The following is a 16,960-nucleotide window of genomic DNA, read 5'->3' on the forward strand; positions in this document are numbered from 1 at the left end:
GTAAGCGCAGCGCCGCCCGGCACAACGGTTACTGCAGTGGGCTGAGGGTGATCTCGACGCGGCGGTTCTGCGCTTTGCCTTCCGCCGTGCTGTTGCTGGCGATAGGGTTGGCCGGGCCCATGCCGCTGGTGCGGATGCGGCCAGCGGCCACGCCCTGGGTAATGAGCGAGCTGGCGACCGCGTCGGCGCGCTCCTGAGAGAGACGCATATTGAGCGACTGGCTGCCGGTACTGTCGGTGTAGCCAATCACGTTCACGGCGGTTTTCGGATACTCCTTCAGCACCATCGCCACGCCGGTAAGGGTATTGGCCCCGGCAGGTTTCAGCGTCGCGCTGCTGCTGTCGAAGGTGACGTTATTGGGCATGTTAAGGATGATGTTGTCGCCGCTGCGGGTGACGCTGACGCCGGTGCCCTGCATTTTTTCACGCAGTTTGGCTTCCTGCACGTCCATATAGTAGCCGAGGCCGCCGCCCAGCGCTGCGCCTGCCGCGGCGCCAATCAGGGCGCCTTTGCCGCGATCTTTTTTGGAGGAGGAGAGCACGCCTACGCCCGCGCCGACCAGCGAGCCGATGCCCGCTCCGATACCTGATTTACCCGCTTCGCGCTCGCCGGTATAGGGGTTGGTTGTGCAGCCTGAAACAGCCAGTGCGCCACTGACAATAGCGGCAATAACGAATACGCGTTTTTTCATCTTATTTCCTTAATCCTTTTTTATTCTTTGCCACGACGCGCGTGGCGGTTGATTATGACGCCCCGACAGGGTGAAAATTTCGGGGATAACTCTGAAATTTTGTGTCAAACCATAAATGGCCCCGAAGAGGGCTGTACCTGCAACAGGCATTTCAGGAGCGCACGCGTGACCACTGCTACAAAAACCATTCTGACCGCCGCCCACTGGGGCCCCATGCTGGTTGAGACCGACGGCGATAACGTCCTCTCATCGCGCGGAGCACTGCCCACGGCTCACCCCAATTCGCTACAAACCGCGGTGCGCGATCAGGTGCACAGCAAAGCGCGGGTGCGCTGGCCGATGGTGCGAAAAGGTTTTCTTGCCTCGCCGGAGAAGCCGCAGGGAGTGCGCGGGCAGGATGAGTTTGTTCGCGTGAGCTGGGAGGAGGCGCTGGATCTGATCCACGCGCAGCACAAGCGTATTCGGGAAAACTACGGACCCGCCTCCATTTTTGCCGGCTCCTACGGCTGGCGATCCAACGGCGTACTGCACAAGGCGGCGACGCTACTCCAGCGCTATATGAGCCTGGCGGGAGGCTATACCGGCCATCTTGGCGACTACTCGACCGGCGCGGCGCAGGCGATCATGCCCTACGTGGTGGGCGGCAACGAGGTCTACCAGCAGCAGACCAGCTGGCCGCTGGTGCTGGAGCATACGGAGGTGGTTGTGCTCTGGAGCGCCAACCCGCTGAATACGCTGAAAATCGCCTGGAACGCCTCCGATGAGCAGGGGATGTCCTATTTCGAGGCGCTGCGTAAGAGCGGCAAGCGCCTGATCTGCATCGATCCGATGCGCTCGGAAACGGTGGATTTCTTCGGCGACAAAATGGAGTGGATTGCCCCGCATATGGGCACCGACGTGGCGATGATGCTCGGCATCGCCCATACGCTGGTGGAAAACGGCTGGCAGGATGAGGCGTTTCTGGCGCGCTGCACTACCGGTTATGACCAGTTTGCGCGCTATCTCACCGGCGAAAGCGACGGCGTGGCAAAAACGGCGGAGTGGGCGGAGGCGATCTGCGGCGTCAGCGCAACGACTATCCGCGAGCTGGCGCAGCTGTTTCATCAACATACCACCATGCTGATGTCGGGCTGGGGGATGCAGCGCCAGCAGTATGGCGAGCAAAAACACTGGATGCTGGTGACGCTGGCCGCCATGCTGGGGCAGATTGGCACGCCGGGCGGCGGATTTGGTCTCTCCTACCATTTCGCCAACGGCGGTAACCCCACGCGCCGCGCGGCGGTGCTCGCCTCGATGCAGGGGACGGTCAAAGGGGGCCACGACGCGGTGGACAAGATCCCGGTCGCCCGCATCGTGGAGGCGCTGGAGAACCCGGGCGGCTTTTATCAGCATAACGGGATGGATCGCCACTTCCCCGATATCCGCTTTGTCTGGTGGGCGGGCGGGGCTAATTTTACCCACCATCAGGATACCAACCGCCTGATTCGCGCCTGGCAAAAGCCGGAGCTGGTGGTGATCTCCGAATGTTTCTGGACGGCGGCGGCGAAACACGCCGATATTGTTCTGCCCGCCACGACTTCATTTGAGCGTAACGATCTCACCATGACCGGTGACTACAGCAACCAGCACATGGTGCCGATGAAGCGCGTGGTCGCTCCCCGCGACGAGGCGCGGGATGACTTCGAGGTGTTTGCTGACCTCAGCGAGCGCTGGGAAGCGGGGGGACGGGAGCGCTTTACTGAAGGCAAAACCGATCTTCAGTGGCTGGAGAGCTTCTACCGGATTGCCGGAGAGCGCGGCGCGGCCCAGGGAGTGACGTTACCGCCGTTTGCAACGTTCTGGGAAGCGAATGCGATCCTGGAGATGCCTGAAAGCGAGCAGAACGCGCGGTTTGTGCGCTTCGCCGATTTTCGTCGCGATCCGGAAAAGCATCCTCTCAAAACTGAAAGCGGCAAGATAGAGATCTACAGCCGGCGGATCGCCGAATTTGGCTATGGTGACTGCCCGCCGCACCCCATGTGGCTTGCGCCGGACGAGTGGCACGGCAATGCGCAGCCGGGACAGCTACAGCTGTTGTCGGCGCATCCGGCGCACCGTCTGCACAGCCAGCTTAACTATTCGTCGCTGCGCGAGCATTACGCGGTGGCGGGGCGTGAGCCGATGGTGATCCACCGGGAGGATGCGAAGGCGCGCGGCATTGCCGACGGGGATCTGGTGCGCGTCTGGAACGGGCGCGGGCAGGTGCTGGCCGGCGCTGTCGTGAGCGACGGCATCAGGCCGGGGGTGATCTGCATTCATCAGGGCGCCTGGCCCGATCCCGACGAAGGCGGCCTGTGTAAAAACGGAGCGGTGAATATGCTGACCAAAGATCTCCCCAGCTCGAAGCTGGGGAACGGCTGCGCCGGGAATACGGCGCTGGCGTGGGTGGAGAAATATCACGGCGCGGCACCCGCGCTTACGGCATTCGATCCGCCTGCCAGCGCATAATCCACGTCGGGTGGTGCGTTTCATCCTGCCAGGCGCTGTCCTCGATGCGAAAGCCCTGCGCGTGGTAGAAGTTCACTGCCCGGCTGTTTTTCTGGTACACCTCCAGGCTTAAGGAGGGGTAGCGCTGCTTAACGTGTGAAATCAGCGCCTGGCCTATCCCTTTGCCGATATGGTCGGTGGCGACAAACAGCGCGCCGATAAATTGCGACTGCATGACGCTGATAAAACCGAGGATTTCATCCGCCTCCGTCCAGACCCAGGTTTCAGAGCCGGGAAGGTAAGCGTCGCGTACCAGCGCTTCGCTCTCGATCCAGTAATTTGCATCGATAAACGGGTGGGCTGCCGTGGTGCTCTCCAGCCATAAACGCAGCAGGGCTGTGATATCGTCACTTTGCCATATGCGAATCATGCTGACCTCCGGGGTGACAGAAACAGCGCGTGATATGGTCATTTACCAGCCCGCAGGACTGCATAAAGGCGTAGCAAATAGTGGAGCCGACAAACTTAAAACCGCGCTTTTTTAGCGCCCTGGAGAGCGCGTCCGAGGCAGCGGTGGACGAGGGGATCTGATCCTGAGAAACCGCCTGCGTCAGCTGTGGAGTATGGTCGACAAAAGACCAGACAAAGCGGGAGAAGGATTCACCGTTTTGTTCCATCGCCAGCCAGGCGCGGGCATTGTTGATAATCGCCTCAATTTTCCCCCGGTGGCGGATAATGCCCGCATCAAGCATCAACCGCTCCACATCGTCCCCGGTCATGGCGGCGACCGCCACGGGATCAAAATTGTGAAAGGCGCGGCGGTAGTTCTCACGTTTTTTCAGCACCGTGATCCACGACAGCCCCGCCTGTTGCCCTTCCAGACAGATCATCTCAAAAAGCTTTTTCCCGTCGGTTTCCGGCACGCCCCACTCGTTATCGTGATAGTCGATATAGCATGGGTCCTGGCTCACCCAACCGCAGCGTTGCATAGGTTATCTCCCTTACTGATTCTGATGCCGAAATTTTTTATCGCCCGGCTTGACGTGCCTGTTAAAGAGACAATAGTTAAAGAGGGGATATACCCCGATATCTCTTTATGAACAACGACTAATATCGCCGAACTCGGCTCTCTCTGGAGTCGCTTTGATGATGATAAAAATAAACAGTGGTCGCCAGGTCCTTTATCGCCTGGCGGGTCTGGGAACCTGTCTGCTTTTTTGTCACACAGCATTTGCCTGGCAACAGGAATATATCGTTTCAGACGCCCAAAATAATATGACCGAGCGTTATACATGGGACGCCGATCACCAACCGCGTTATGAGGATATTCTCGCAGAACGTATTCGCTCGTCGCAAAACGGCCCGGGACTGCAGATGAATACGCCGGATAACTATCCTGCGGATGCGCAAAGTACCATGAGCGTAGGGTGGAGTATGCCCGTGGGGCGGCGTATCAGAACCGGGCCGGTGGCGGAATGGCATTACGACGGTTCACCACAGTCGACCTACAACGAATTTGGCGACAGCGTAAATACTACCTCGCTGACCGATCCGCTCTGGCATGCCAGCGTCAGTACGCTTGGCTGGCGTCTCGATACCCGCTACGGTAATCTCCGTCCCTGGGCGCAAATCAGCTATAACCAGCAGTTTGGGGAAAACCAGTGGAAGTCTCAGTCAGGGATGAGCCGGCTGCCCGCCTCCCTGCAGTATGGCAACTGGACAGATGTGACGGTCGGCGCCGATATGCTGTTCCATCCCCATATGGCCGCCTACGCCTCGTTATCACAGGCGGATAACACCGCCACCGGGGAGAATTTCCTCTACACGCTTGGGGTGAGCGCACGTTTCTAAAAAAACTTAATTATTTCAACGCATAAGTAACATTCCATATACAATATGAGCCCGGTCTGCGCGAGTCTTTTTGCGGGGCAAGGTCATTCATGCCTCAATCCAGGCATTTCATTCCGTTTCTGCAGCATCTCATGCCGTTTTCCCCCGGCCAGCGCAGGGTTTTGTTTATTGTTGTCAGCAGTGAATTTCCTTAATTTCTCTTGCAGGACAACTGCCATGAATACTTCTTCTAATAACCGTACGCGCTGGTTGACCCTTTTCGGCACCATTGTGACGCAGTTTGCGCTGGGCTCGGTCTATACCTGGAGCCTGTTTAACAGTGCGCTTTCCGATAAGCTGGACGCGCCGATAAGCCAGGTGGCGTTCTCCTTCGGCCTGTTAAGCCTCGGGCTGGCGCTCTCCTCCTCCGTGGCGGGAAAATTACAGGAACGTTTTGGCGTGAAACGCGTCACCATGGCGTCGGGAATTTTGCTCGGCGTAGGCTTTTTCCTCACCGCCTGTTCCAATAACCTGATGATGCTCTGGCTGAGCGCCGGGGTGCTTGTTGGGCTGGCTGACGGGGCAGGGTATCTGTTAACCCTTTCCAACTGCGTGAAGTGGTTCCCGGAGCGTAAAGGGCTGATCTCCGCCTTCTCCATCGGTTCTTACGGGCTGGGCAGCCTCGGCTTTAAGTTTATCGACTCGCAGCTGCTGGCGACGGTAGGGCTGGAAAAGACCTTTATGATCTGGGGCGCTATCGTGATGGTGATGATCCTCTTCGGCGCGACGCTGATGAAAGATGCGCCACTGCAGGAGGTCAGCACCAAAGGCGGCGTGGTAGAAAATGACTTTACCCTGGCGCAGTCCATGCGTAAGCCGCAGTACTGGATGTTGGCGGTGATGTTCCTGACCGCCTGCATGAGCGGCCTGTATGTTATTGGCGTGGCGAAAGATATCGCTCAGGGTATGGTCAAACTGGATGCGGCCACGGCTGCGAATGCGGTGACGATTATCTCCATCGCCAACCTCTCCGGCCGTCTGGTGCTGGGTATTCTCTCCGATAAGATCGCCCGTATTCGCGTAATTACTCTGGGCCAGGTGGTTTCACTGGTGGGTATGGCGGCGCTGCTCTTTGCTCCGCTGAACGCCATGACCTTCTTTGCCGCTATCGCCTGCGTCGCCTTTAACTTCGGCGGCACCATCACCGTATTCCCGTCGCTGGTAAGTGAATTTTTTGGCCTCAACAATCTGGCGAAAAACTACGGCGTCATTTATCTGGGCTTCGGAATTGGCAGTATTTGCGGTTCGCTTATCGCATCGCTGTTTGGCGGCTTCCATGTCACCTTCTGCGTTATCTTCGTCCTGTTGATCCTCTCGCTGGCGCTCTCCACAACCATTCGTCAGCCGCAGCGTGAACGCTTAAGCGAAGCACACGCCTGAGGCAATGTAAGAGGCCGCCATGCGGCCTCTTTTTGTATCTTTTGTCCGGAATCGTCCTGTTATTTTGTAAATATCTGTTCCGATCACATTCTCTGCTGCCACTTTTACCTTCCTCTGTGGTCTACTTACCGCGCTTGTAGACGTTTCTGATAACGATTTCTATCGCACTTACTTAGTCTGTCTGGTATCCCAGCGATATTCAGCGGGTTTATATACCCCTTTTCCCAGGGTTGTTTGCATGAAATACATTAGGTCCCTTACCCAGCAGAGGCTTTGCCTGTTGCTGGCTGTCTATATTGGTCTCTTTCTGAATGGCGCAGTTTTGTTCAGACGAGTGGAAAGTTATCTCGAACACTTCACTTTAAGAAATGGAATTTTTGCTGCGATTGAGCTGTTCGGCTCCATTCTGGCGACCTTCTTTTTATTACGGCTCCTCTCTCTGTTTGGCCGTCGGGCATGGCAGATCCTCGCCTCGCTGGTGGTAATTATCTCCGCCGCGGCAAGCTATTACATGACCTTCCTTAACGTGGTGATTGGCTACGGGATTGTAGCCTCGGTGATGACGACCGATATCGACCTCTCAAAAGAGGTGGTGGGGCGTGGCTTTGTGGTCTGGACGATCCTGACCTGTCTGATTCCGCTGTTCTTTATCTGGAGCAACCGCTGCCGTTATACGCTGCTGCGCCAGCTGCGTACCCGCGGTCAGCGACTGCGTAATATTACCGTGGTTATACTGGCTGGCCTGCTGGTCTGGGCGCCGATTCGCCTGATGGAGAAGCAGCAAAAGCGCATCGAGAAAGCGACTGGCATCGACATGCCAAGCTACGGCGGGGTGGTGGCGAACTCCTACCTGCCTTCTAACTGGCTCTCTGCGCTGGGTCTTTACGCCTGGGCGCAGGCCGATGAGTCTACGGACGTGAAATCGCTGATCGATCCAGCTAAAAAATTCACCTATGTGGCGCCGGGCAACGAGCTGGATGACACCTATCTGGTCTTTATTATTGGCGAGACCACGCGCTGGGATCACATGGGTATGCTCGGCTATGAGCGCGACACGACGCCGAAACTCGCCCAGGAGAAGAACCTGGTGGCCTATCGCGGCTACTCCTGCGATACCGCCACGAAACTCTCCCTGCGCTGCATGTTCGTACGTCAGGGCGGGGCGAGCGATAACCCGCAGCGTACGCTGAAAGAGCAGAACGTGTTTGCGGTGCTAAAACAGCTTGGCTTTAGTGCCGATCTCTTCTCGATGCAGAGCGAGATGTGGTTCTACACCAATACTCTGGCGGACAATATCGCCTATCGCGAGCAGATTGGCGCCGAGCCGCGCAACCGCGGTAAGAACGTTGACGATATGCTGCTGCTGCAGGAGATGTCCCGTTCGCTGGAAAATCATCCGAACGGCAAGCATATGATTATCCTGCATACCAAAGGGTCGCACTACAGCTACTATCAGCGTTATACGCGTGATTTTGCGAAGTGGCAGCCGGAGTGCGTCGGCATTAATAAGGACTGCAGCAAGCAGGAGCTGATTAACGCCTACGATAACTCCATCCTTTATGTGGATACCTTTATTGACCGCGTTATTGATGAGCTGCGTGATAAAAAGGCGATTGTGATTTACGCCTCTGATCACGGCGAGTCGATTAACGATAAACAGCACCTCCACGGTACGCCGCGCAAGCTGGCGCCGCCGGAGCAGTTCCGCGTGCCGATGATGGTCTGGATGTCGGATAAATATCTTGCCCAGCCGGATAAGGCGAAGATGTTTGCGCAGCTGAAGCACGAGGCGGAAATCAAGGTGCCGCGCCGGCATGTGGAACTGTATGACACCATTATGGGGTGCCTGGGCTACACCTCGCCAGATGGTGGGATTAACGAGCACAATAACTGGTGCCATATTCCCGACGGGACGGCAAAAGCTGCTAAATAACCGGTCTGGCGAGTTTCTCGCCGATCGAATGGCTTTTTTATGATAAGGGATTGACGGGCGGGCGCCTCAGCAGTAAGATGCGCCCCGCATTCGGTGATTGGCGCAGCCTGGTAGCGCACTTCGTTCGGGACGAAGGGGTCGGAGGTTCGAATCCTCTATCACCGACCAAATTTAAAACCCTGCTCAATGAGCAGGGTTTTTTGCTATTGAAGCCCGTGAGGATGAGAACCTCCGGCGGGCGAGAGGTTCGACCCGAGCGAAGCGAGGGAACGTTGCGCCAGCAACGGCCCGCAGGGCGAGCCACGCAGTGGCGAGTTATCCTCTATCACCGACCAAATTTAAAACCCTGCTCAATGAGCAGGGTTTTTTGCTATTAAAGCCCGTGAGGATGAGAAGCTCCGGGGGCGAGCGCCATTTGTAGGCCGGGTAAGCGAAGCGCCACCCGGCAAAATAACAAACTCGCTGCGCTAACCCGGCACAGCCTGTTTTACCCTTTTTTGTGCGCTAACGTAGAAAAATTCCCCTTATCCCCGTTTTCCCCTGCCTGTTAACGTTTTTGTGACATATTCCATTGTATTTTTTTATATATGGATTGATCTTTTTTCGCGTTGCTTATGGATAACCTCAGCATTTTTGCCTGTGCGTTTTAACGTTCGCGGCATTTAGTGCTCAGATATTCACCGGTTTGTAAGAAAATTGACGATAACTGAATAAAAGTTAATCACTGAATGTTGCAAATTATGAAGCGAATTGTGCTGAGTATCGGCGGGTAGCATAAATTTCCCTGCTGCAAACACACCCGATGAGTTTTTTTAATCTTTGTTTGCCGTTTCTCACACTCTGCGTAAATCCCCGCCACCTGTATTGACGTTTTCACATTCTGTTGACAGATTGTAGGGCACGAGGGGCATTTCAGGGAGGATCTGCGCTGCTGCTCAGATGCTTACCTGAAAGGAATCTCCATCCCTCATAACGCCTTCGGGCATCACCGACCAGACCGGGTAAAAAATAAATAAAGGCTGGCGGAGTAACACAACAAGCAAAACATCACATTGGAGCAGAATAATGAGTATTTCCTTGAAGAAGTCAGGGATGCTGAAGCTTGGTCTCAGCCTGGTGGCAATGACCGTTGCGGCAAGCGTGCAGGCCAAAACCCTGGTTTACTGTTCTGAAGGCTCGCCGGAAGGCTTTAACCCACAGCTTTTCACTTCAGGCACCACTTACGACGCAAGCTCTGTGCCTGTTTATAATCGTCTGGTTGAATTTAAAACCGGTACTACGGAAGTTATTCCGGGTCTGGCGGAAAAGTGGGAAATCAGCGAAGACGGTAAAACCTATACTTTCCACCTGCGTCAGGGCGTGAAGTGGCAGGACAGCAAAGAATTTAAACCAACGCGCGACCTGAACGCCGATGACGTGGTCTTCTCTTTCGATCGCCAGAAAAACGCGCAAAACCCGTATCACAAAGTATCAGGCGGCAGCTATGAATACTTCGAAGGGATGGGCCTGCCGGATCTGATCAGTGAAGTGAAAAAAGTAGACGATAAGACCGTCCAGTTCGTGCTGACCCGTCCGGAAGCGCCGTTCCTCGCTGACCTGGCGATGGACTTCGCCTCTATCCTCTCTAAAGAGTATGCGGACAACATGCTGAAAGCCGGTACGCCGGAGAAAGTCGACCTGAACCCGATCGGCACCGGTCCGTTCCAGCTGCTGCAATACCAGAAAGACTCCCGCATTCTCTATAAAGCCTTCCCGGGCTACTGGGGCACCAAGCCGCAGATCGATCGTCTGGTTTTCTCCATCACGCCTGACGCCTCCGTGCGTTACGCCAAGCTGCAGAAAAATGAGTGCCAGGTGATGCCATACCCGAACCCGGCAGATATCGCCCGCATGAAGCAGGATAAAAATATCAACCTGATGGAGCAGGCGGGTCTGAACGTGGGCTACCTCTCTTTCAACACCGAGAAGAAACCGTTTGATGATGTGAAGGTGCGTCAGGCGCTGACCTACGCGGTAAACAAAGAGGCGATCATCAAAGCCGTTTACCAGGGTGCCGGCGTGGCGGCGAAAAACCTGATCCCGCCAACCATGTGGGGCTATAACGACGACGTTAAAGACTACTCCTACGATCCTGAAAAAGCGAAAGCGCTGCTGAAAGAGGCGGGTCAGGATAAAGGCTTTACCGTTGAGCTGTGGGCGATGCCGGTACAGCGTCCTTACAACCCGAATGCGCGCCGTATGGCCGAGATGATTCAGGCTGACTGGGCGAAAATTGGCGTTCAGGCCAAGATTGTTACCTACGAGTGGGGCGAGTACCTGAAGCGCGCCAAAGCGGGTGAACACCAGGCGGTGATGATGGGCTGGACCGGTGATAACGGGGATCCGGATAACTTCTTCGCCACCCTGTTCAGCTGCGCGGCGGCGAAAGATGGCTCTAACTACTCTCGCTGGTGCTATAAGCCGTTTGAAGATCTGATTCAGCCGGCGCGTGCAGCAGAAGATCACAACAAGCGTATTGAGCTCTACAAACAGGCTCAGGTAGTGATGCATGACCAGGCGCCAGCGCTGATCATCGCCCACTCCACCGTCTATGAGCCGGTGCGTAAAGAGGTCAAAGGCTATGTGGTTGATCCGCTTGGCAAACACCACTTCGAAAACGTATCTGTCGAATAATTAAAAGTCAGGGGGTGCGACTGCACCCCATGCCCGGCGGCGCTGCGCTTGCCCGGGCCTACGCGTGTAGGCCGGATAAGCGTAGCGTCACCCGGCAGCAGTGCTTTATTCCCGTTTATCGGGAATGAGATTGTGAGCAATACAGACGAACCGTCACCAGGCGGGGCGTCATTACAGAGAATCCGGGTTATGTTGCAGTTCATCCTCCGACGTCTGGGGCTTGTCATCCCGACGTTTATCGGTATTACCCTTCTCACCTTCGCTTTCGTCCATATGATCCCCGGCGACCCGGTAATGATTATGGCGGGCGAGCGTGGTATCTCCCCTGAACGTCATGCGCAGCTGCTGGCCGAACTTGGCCTGGATAAGCCGCTGTGGCAGCAGTATCTCCACTATATCTGGGGCGTACTGCACGGTGATTTAGGGATCTCGCTGAAAAGCCGTCTCCCGGTGTGGGACGAGTTCGTGCCGCGTTTTAAAGCGACGCTGGAGCTCGGTATCTGCGCCATGATTTTTGCAGTCGCGGTAGGCATTCCTGTCGGCGTTCTGGCTGCGGTGAAACGCGGCTCTATCTTTGATCATACTGCGGTTGGCCTTGCGCTTACCGGGTATTCCATGCCCATCTTCTGGTGGGGCATGATGCTGATCATGCTGGTTTCGGTTCAGTGGAACCTGACGCCGGTTTCCGGCCGCGTCAGCGACATGGTCTTTCTCGATGATACGAATCCGCTCACCGGCTTTATGTTGATCGATACGGCCATCTGGGGCGAAGAGGGCAACTTTATTGACGCGCTGGCCCATATGGTGCTGCCTGCCGTAGTGCTCGGCACCATCCCGCTGGCGGTAATCGTGCGTATGACCCGCTCCTCCATGCTGGAGGTGCTGGGTGAAGATTATATCCGCACCGCCCGCGCCAAAGGGCTGACCCGCATGCGCGTGATTATCGTACATGCCCTGCGCAACGCCATGCTGCCGGTAGTAACCGTTATCGGCCTGCAGGTCGGTACGCTGCTGGCCGGGGCGATCCTGACGGAAACCATCTTCTCCTGGCCAGGCCTGGGTCGCTGGCTGATCGACGCGCTACAGCGCCGCGATTATCCGGTGGTGCAGGGCGGTGTGCTGCTGGTAGCGACGATGATTATCCTCGTCAACCTGCTGGTCGATTTGCTGTACGGCGTGGTGAACCCGCGTATTCGTCATAAGAAGTAAGGGGCCATCATGTCACAAGTAACGGAAAATAAAGTGGTTGCTGCACCGGTGCCGATGTCGCCGATGCAGGAGTTCTGGCACTACTTCAAGCGTAACAAAGGCGCGGTGGTGGGGCTGGTCTATGTGGTCATTATGATCGTTATCGCTCTGTTCGCGAATGTGCTGGCGCCCTATAACCCGGCGGAGCAGTTCCGCGACGCGCTGCTGGCGCCGCCCGCCTGGCAGGAAGGGGGTAGCCTGGCGCATCTGCTCGGAACCGACGACGTGGGCCGCGACGTGCTGTCGCGTCTGATGTATGGCGCGCGCCTGTCGCTGCTGGTGGGCTGCCTCGTAGTGGTACTGTCGCTGGTGCTGGGGATTATCCTCGGGCTGGTAGCGGGCTACTTTGGCGGCATTATCGATAACATCATTATGCGCGTCGTCGACATCATGCTGGCGCTGCCGAGCCTGCTGCTGGCGCTGGTGCTGGTGGCGATCTTCGGCCCGTCGATTGGTAACGCCGCCCTGGCGCTGACCTTCGTCGCGCTGCCGCACTATGTACGCTTAACGCGTGCTGCGGTGCTGGTGGAGGTCAACCGCGACTATGTCACCGCCTCTCGCGTGGCGGGCGCCGGTGCGATGCGCCAGATGTTTGTGAATATCTTCCCGAACTGCCTTGCGCCGCTGATCGTTCAGGCGTCGCTCGGCTTCTCTAACGCCATTCTCGATATGGCAGCACTCGGCTTTCTGGGCATGGGTGCGCAACCGCCGACGCCGGAGTGGGGCACCATGCTCTCCGACGTATTGCAGTTCGCGCAGAGCGCCTGGTGGGTTGTCACCTTCCCGGGGGTGGCAATTCTGCTGACGGTGCTGGCATTTAACCTGATGGGCGACGGGCTGCGCGATGCGCTCGATCCCAAACTGAAGCAGTAAGAGGCACGAGATGGCGTTATTAAATGTAGATCAACTATCGGTTCACTTCGGCGACGTTGGAACCGAATTTCGCGCCGTGGACCGCATCAGCTACAGCGTAAATCAGGGCGAAGTGGTAGGCATTGTAGGCGAATCCGGCTCCGGTAAATCGGTCAGCTCGCTGGCGATTATGGGCCTGATTGATTACCCGGGCCGCGTGATGGCGGAGAACCTGCTCTTTAACGGTCAGGATCTGAAGCGTATCTCCGAACGAGAGCGCCGCCAGCTGGTGGGCGCCGAAGTGGCGATGATCTTCCAGGATCCGATGACCAGTCTTAATCCCTGCTACACCGTCGGCTTCCAGATTATGGAAGCGATCAAGGTTCACCAGGGGGGCAACAAGAAAACCCGCCGCCAACGGGCGATTGACCTGCTGACTCAGGTGGGGATCCCCGATCCGGCGTCGCGTCTGGACGTCTACCCGCATCAGCTCTCCGGTGGCATGAGCCAGCGCGTGATGATCGCCATGGCCATCGCCTGCCGGCCGAAGCTGCTGATCGCGGACGAACCGACTACCGCGCTGGATGTGACCATCCAGGCGCAGATTATCGAGCTGCTGCTGGAGCTCCAGCAGAAAGAAAATATGGCGCTGGTGCTGATCACCCACGATCTGGCGCTGGTGGCGGAAGCGGCGCATAAAATCATTGTGATGTACGCCGGGCAGGTGGTTGAAACGGGCAGCTCGCACGATATCTTCCGCGCGCCGCGCCACCCCTATACCCAGGCGCTGCTGCGCGCCTTACCTGAGTTTGCGCAGGATAAAGCGCGCCTGGCATCGCTGCCGGGCGTGGTGCCGGGCAAATATGACCGCCCGAGCGGCTGTCTGCTCAATCCTCGCTGCCCCTATGCTACCGACAGGTGCCGCGCGGAAGAGCCCGCGCTCAATACCGTTGACGGCGGCCGCCAGTCCAAATGCCACTATCCACTCGATGATGCCGGGAGGCCCACACTATGAGTACGCAAGAGGCCACCCTGCAACAGCCGCTGTTGCAGGCTATCGACCTGAAAAAACACTACCCGGTTAAGAAGGGGCTGTTCGCCCCGGAACGCCTGGTGAAAGCGCTGGACGGCGTCTCCTTTAGCCTTGAGCGCGGTAAGACGCTGGCGGTGGTGGGGGAGTCCGGCTGCGGGAAATCAACCCTGGGCCGCCTGCTGACCATGATCGAAACGCCGACCGGCGGCGAGCTTTATTACCAGGGCCAGGATTTGCTTAAGCACGATCCGCAGGCGCAGAAGCTGCGTCGCCAGAAGATCCAGATTGTGTTCCAGAACCCCTACGGTTCGCTTAACCCGCGCAAAAAGGTGGGGCAGATTCTGGAAGAGCCGCTGCTGATTAACGCCTCGCTCAGTAAAGCGGAACGGCGCGAAAAGGCACTGGCGATGATGGCGAAGGTGGGGCTAAAAACCGAACACTACGACCGCTATCCGCATATGTTCTCCGGTGGTCAGCGTCAGCGTATCGCTATCGCCCGCGGTCTGATGCTCGATCCTGACGTGGTGATCGCCGATGAGCCGGTCTCCGCGCTGGATGTGTCGGTGCGCGCCCAGGTGCTCAACCTGATGATGGATTTGCAGCAGGATCTGGGGCTGTCATACGTCTTTATTTCGCACGACCTCTCGGTAGTCGAGCATATTGCGGACGAAGTGATGGTGATGTATCTGGGCCGCTGCGTGGAGAAAGGGACGAAAGAGCAGATCTTCTCTAACCCGCGCCATCCCTATACTCAGGCCCTGCTCTCCGCCACGCCGCGCCTGAACCCGGACGATCGCCGCGAGCGCATTAAGCTCACCGGTGAACTGCCGAGCCCGCTTAACCCGCCGCCGGGCTGCGCCTTTAACGCCCGCTGCCGCCGCCGTTTCGGCCCCTGCACCCAGCTTCAGCCGCAGTTGAAGGAGTACGGCGGCCAGCTGGTGGCCTGCTTCGCGGTCGATCAGGATGAAAACGGCGAAAAGCCGGTGCTGTAACCACAAAAAAACCGGCGATTGCCGGTTTTTTCCTTTCGGGCGGTCAGCTATTTACGCAGCCGGACCTGGTCTACCGCGTGATCTTCGCTCTTGGTCAAAATCAGGCTCGCGCGCTCGCGCGTCGGCAGAATGTTCTCTTTGAGGTTAACGTAGTTAATCTCATTCCACAGCGAGGTCGCCACGTTAATCGCTTCCTCTTTTGAAAGCTGGGCGTAGTTGTGGAAATAGGAGTCGGGATCGGTAAACGCCCCTTCGCGGAACTTCAGGAAGCGGTTGATATACCAGTTTTTTAGCAGATCTTCCGGCGCGTCAACATAAATTGAGAAATCGACAAAGTCGGAGACAAAAACATGGTGCGGATCGTGCGGATAGTCCATGCCGCTTTGCAGCACGTTTAACCCTTCCAGAATTAAAATATCGGGCTGGGCGACCGTTTTATCGCCATCCGGGATCACGTCATAAATCAGATGCGAATAGACCGGCGCGGTCACGTTTGGCGCGCCCGATTTGATATCCGAAACGAATTTCACCAGACGGTGCATATCGTAGGAGAGCGGGAACCCTTTTTTCTTCATCAGGCCACGCTCTTTCAGCACCTGGTTGGGGTGCAGGAAGCCGTCGGTGGTGATCAGCTCAACGCGGCGATGCTCGGGCCAGCGGCTCAGGAGCGCCTGCAGCACGCGCGCGGTGGTGCTTTTGCCGACCGCGACGCTGCCTGCGATGCTGATGATATAGGGAATGCGCTGGCCGTTCGTGCCGAGAAACTGCTCCAGTACCGCCTGACGGCGCAGGTTGGAGCTGTAGTAAAAGTTAAGCAAGCGCGATAACGGGAGATAAATTTCCGCCACCTCTTCCAGAGAGAGATCTTCGTTTATCCCTTTTAAGCGCGCGATTTCACCTTCCGTCAGCGTCATCGGCACGGAGTCACGCAGGGCAGCCCACTGGCTACGATTGAACTGCAGGTAGGGTGTCGTCAACAATTGCTCTTTTTTGCTCATAAGCATGCTTCAGCGAACCTTTTACATCAGCGCAACAGCGGCGGCTGACGTGGGTTCGTTACAGTTATTTGGACAATGGGCAGGAGGTTAACACCAGATGAGACGAATAATAAGAAAAAAGATGGAAAGTGATGCGTTACGCTGACGTCGTCACGGTAGTGAATAACCGCCTGAAACGGGCCTTTTATGCTGAATAATTAACCGTGAGCGTATGAAATGGCAGCGTTTGTTGCTCCGTTCGTGCAAAATGTGAGCGAAAGAGCGTTTTATGCAAATTTTTAGTTGCATGCGCGTCCATGTCTCCCTAGAATGCGCGCTACTTGATGCCGACTTAGCTCAGTAGGTAGAGCAACTGACTTGTAATCAGTAGGTCACCAGTTCGATTCCGGTAGTCGGCACCATCAAGCCAGGTGGGGTTCCCGAGCGGCCAAAGGGAGCAGACTGTAAATCTGCCGTCACAGACTTCGAAGGTTCGAATCCTTCCCCCACCACCATCTTCGGCAACGCGATTGCGGAGCCAGAGTCGGAAGCAGTACTCACCGGCTCGAATGGAGAGTGTTCTTCTCCTTTAATACAGAAAGAACTGGGTAGCCGAGTTTCAGGATGCGGGCATCGTATAATGGCTATTACCTCAGCCTTCCAAGCTGATGATGCGGGTTCGATTCCCGCTGCCCGCTCCAGACGTGCTGATATGGCTCAGTTGGTAGAGCGCACCCTTGGTAAGGGTGAGGTCCCCAGTTCGACTCTGGGTATCAGCACCACTTCACTTCTCCTTCCCGTTTCTCTCTGTTTACATTTAAAAGC

The 16,960-nt window shown here is 56.7% G+C and carries 14 protein-coding genes, 5 tRNA genes and 1 other RNA gene; 15 read left to right on the forward strand and 5 right to left on the reverse strand.

Going from position 1 to position 16,960, the window contains the following annotated elements; all coding sequences use genetic code 11:
- Positions 1–28: 28 nt before the first annotated feature.
- The gene (locus BN3796_RS02080) at positions 29–691 is read right to left on the reverse strand and encodes an OmpA family lipoprotein (protein WP_061706786.1); all 663 of its coding nucleotides are present in this window, start codon (positions 689–691) and stop codon (positions 29–31) included.
- 165 nt (positions 692–856) lie between these two features.
- On the opposite strand from BN3796_RS02080, the gene BN3796_RS02085 reads away from it, so the two are divergent.
- Complete coding sequence (locus tag BN3796_RS02085; RefSeq protein WP_073885044.1) at positions 857–3,178, forward strand: molybdopterin guanine dinucleotide-containing S/N-oxide reductase; 2,322 nt, start codon at positions 857–859, stop codon at positions 3,176–3,178.
- Here BN3796_RS02085 and BN3796_RS02090 read toward each other — a convergent pair.
- Together BN3796_RS02090 and tag are read right to left on the reverse strand one after the other, a co-directional pair.
- A complete protein-coding gene (locus tag BN3796_RS02090; RefSeq protein WP_061706787.1) occupies positions 3,147–3,587 on the reverse strand; it encodes an N-acetyltransferase in 441 nt (146 codons plus the stop codon). The genes BN3796_RS02085 and BN3796_RS02090 overlap by 32 nt on opposite strands.
- Positions 3,565–4,146, reverse strand: coding sequence for a DNA-3-methyladenine glycosylase I (tag, locus tag BN3796_RS02095; protein ID WP_061706788.1), 582 nt, complete (start codon positions 4,144–4,146; stop codon positions 3,565–3,567). The genes BN3796_RS02090 and tag overlap by 23 nt, the downstream gene beginning before the upstream one ends.
- Before the next feature lie 157 nt (positions 4,147–4,303).
- Here tag and BN3796_RS02100 point away from each other — a divergent pair, with 157 nt between their 5' ends.
- Complete coding sequence (locus tag BN3796_RS02100) at positions 4,304–5,008, forward strand: autotransporter domain-containing protein (RefSeq protein ID WP_061706789.1); 705 nt, start codon at positions 4,304–4,306, stop codon at positions 5,006–5,008.
- Positions 5,009–5,091: 83 nt separating this feature from the next.
- Here BN3796_RS02100 and BN3796_RS21070 read toward each other — a convergent pair whose 3' ends face one another.
- Positions 5,092–5,226, reverse strand: a complete 135-nt coding sequence (locus tag BN3796_RS21070) for a hypothetical protein (protein ID WP_262360307.1) — start codon at positions 5,224–5,226, stop codon at positions 5,092–5,094.
- Here BN3796_RS21070 and BN3796_RS02105 point away from each other — a divergent pair.
- The 9 genes from BN3796_RS02105 (at position 5,225) to dppF (ending at position 15,158) form a co-directional block, all read left to right on the forward strand.
- Entirely contained in the window at positions 5,225–6,427 is a 1,203-nt protein-coding gene (locus tag BN3796_RS02105) for an L-lactate MFS transporter (protein ID WP_061706790.1), read from the forward strand. The genes BN3796_RS21070 and BN3796_RS02105 overlap by 2 nt on opposite strands.
- Before the next feature lie 238 nt (positions 6,428–6,665).
- Complete coding sequence (gene eptB, locus BN3796_RS02110; RefSeq protein WP_061706791.1) at positions 6,666–8,360, forward strand: kdo(2)-lipid A phosphoethanolamine 7''-transferase; 1,695 nt, start codon at positions 6,666–6,668, stop codon at positions 8,358–8,360.
- A gap of 91 nt (positions 8,361–8,451) precedes the next feature.
- Positions 8,452–8,528 (forward strand) — tRNA-Pro (locus BN3796_RS02115).
- Between the two features lie 33 nt (positions 8,529–8,561).
- Positions 8,562–8,695: non-coding RNA, RtT sRNA (locus BN3796_RS02120), on the forward strand.
- Positions 8,696–9,425: 730 nt separating this feature from the next.
- A complete protein-coding gene (gene dppA, locus BN3796_RS02125; protein ID WP_061706792.1) occupies positions 9,426–11,033 on the forward strand; it encodes a dipeptide ABC transporter periplasmic-binding protein DppA in 1,608 nt (535 codons plus the stop codon).
- Between the two features lie 189 nt (positions 11,034–11,222).
- Positions 11,223–12,242 carry a dipeptide ABC transporter permease DppB gene (gene dppB / locus BN3796_RS02130; RefSeq protein ID WP_061706793.1) on the forward strand — a complete coding sequence of 340 codons (1,020 nt, stop codon included), beginning with the start codon at positions 11,223–11,225 and terminating at the stop codon, positions 12,240–12,242.
- A gap of 9 nt (positions 12,243–12,251) precedes the next feature.
- Positions 12,252–13,154: a dipeptide ABC transporter permease DppC gene (gene dppC, locus BN3796_RS02135; RefSeq protein ID WP_061706794.1), complete on the forward strand. Its 903-nt coding sequence runs from the start codon at positions 12,252–12,254 to the stop codon at positions 13,152–13,154.
- 10 nt (positions 13,155–13,164) lie between these two features.
- On the forward strand, positions 13,165–14,148 hold the full coding sequence (gene dppD, locus BN3796_RS02140) for a dipeptide ABC transporter ATP-binding protein (protein WP_061706795.1): 984 nt from the start codon (positions 13,165–13,167) through the stop codon (positions 14,146–14,148).
- Positions 14,145–15,158: a dipeptide ABC transporter ATP-binding subunit DppF gene (gene dppF / locus BN3796_RS02145; protein ID WP_061706796.1), complete on the forward strand. Its 1,014-nt coding sequence runs from the start codon at positions 14,145–14,147 to the stop codon at positions 15,156–15,158. The genes dppD and dppF overlap by 4 nt, the downstream gene beginning before the upstream one ends.
- Positions 15,159–15,205: 47 nt before the next feature.
- On the opposite strand, the gene coaA is transcribed toward dppF, so the two are convergent.
- Positions 15,206–16,156 carry a type I pantothenate kinase gene (coaA, locus tag BN3796_RS02150; protein ID WP_061706826.1) on the reverse strand — a complete coding sequence of 317 codons (951 nt, stop codon included), beginning with the start codon at positions 16,154–16,156 and terminating at the stop codon, positions 15,206–15,208.
- 325 nt (positions 16,157–16,481) lie between these two features.
- On the opposite strand from coaA, the gene BN3796_RS02155 reads away from it, so the two are divergent.
- The 4 genes from BN3796_RS02155 (at position 16,482) to BN3796_RS02170 (ending at position 16,917) form a co-directional block, all read left to right on the forward strand.
- Positions 16,482–16,557: transfer RNA gene (locus BN3796_RS02155), tRNA-Thr, on the forward strand.
- 8 nt (positions 16,558–16,565) lie between these two features.
- Positions 16,566–16,650, forward strand: a tRNA-Tyr gene (locus BN3796_RS02160).
- Positions 16,651–16,761: 111 nt separating this feature from the next.
- Positions 16,762–16,836: transfer RNA gene (locus BN3796_RS02165), tRNA-Gly, on the forward strand.
- A 5-nt stretch (positions 16,837–16,841) separates the two neighbouring features.
- A tRNA-Thr gene (locus BN3796_RS02170) sits at positions 16,842–16,917 on the forward strand.
- The last annotated feature ends 43 nt before the right edge of the window (positions 16,918–16,960 follow it).

This window comes from Pseudenterobacter timonensis (assembly GCF_900021175.1).
Taxonomy (GTDB): domain Bacteria; phylum Pseudomonadota; class Gammaproteobacteria; order Enterobacterales; family Enterobacteriaceae; genus Enterobacter; species Enterobacter timonensis.

Bases quoted from the DNA above. Each gene is read 5' to 3' on its own strand.
- BN3796_RS02080 (WP_061706786.1), bottom strand. From the start codon at position 691: ATGAAAAAACGCGTATTCGTTATTGCCGCTATTGTCAGTGGCGCACTG.
- BN3796_RS02090 (WP_061706787.1), bottom strand. From the start codon at position 3,587: ATGATTCGCATATGGCAAAGTGACGATATCACAGCCCTGCTGCGTTTA.
- tag (WP_061706788.1), bottom strand. From the start codon at position 4,146: ATGCAACGCTGCGGTTGGGTGAGCCAGGACCCATGCTATATCGACTAT.
- BN3796_RS02100 (WP_061706789.1), top strand. From the start codon at position 4,304: ATGATGATAAAAATAAACAGTGGTCGCCAGGTCCTTTATCGCCTGGCG.
- BN3796_RS02105 (WP_061706790.1), top strand. From the start codon at position 5,225: ATGAATACTTCTTCTAATAACCGTACGCGCTGGTTGACCCTTTTCGGC.
- BN3796_RS21070 (WP_262360307.1), bottom strand. From the start codon at position 5,226: ATGGCAGTTGTCCTGCAAGAGAAATTAAGGAAATTCACTGCTGACAAC.
- eptB (WP_061706791.1), top strand. From the start codon at position 6,666: ATGAAATACATTAGGTCCCTTACCCAGCAGAGGCTTTGCCTGTTGCTG.
- dppA (WP_061706792.1), top strand. From the start codon at position 9,426: ATGAGTATTTCCTTGAAGAAGTCAGGGATGCTGAAGCTTGGTCTCAGC.
- dppB (WP_061706793.1), top strand. From the start codon at position 11,223: ATGTTGCAGTTCATCCTCCGACGTCTGGGGCTTGTCATCCCGACGTTT.
- dppC (WP_061706794.1), top strand. From the start codon at position 12,252: ATGTCACAAGTAACGGAAAATAAAGTGGTTGCTGCACCGGTGCCGATG.
- dppD (WP_061706795.1), top strand. From the start codon at position 13,165: ATGGCGTTATTAAATGTAGATCAACTATCGGTTCACTTCGGCGACGTT.
- dppF (WP_061706796.1), top strand. From the start codon at position 14,145: ATGAGTACGCAAGAGGCCACCCTGCAACAGCCGCTGTTGCAGGCTATC.
- coaA (WP_061706826.1), bottom strand. From the start codon at position 16,156: ATGAGCAAAAAAGAGCAATTGTTGACGACACCCTACCTGCAGTTCAAT.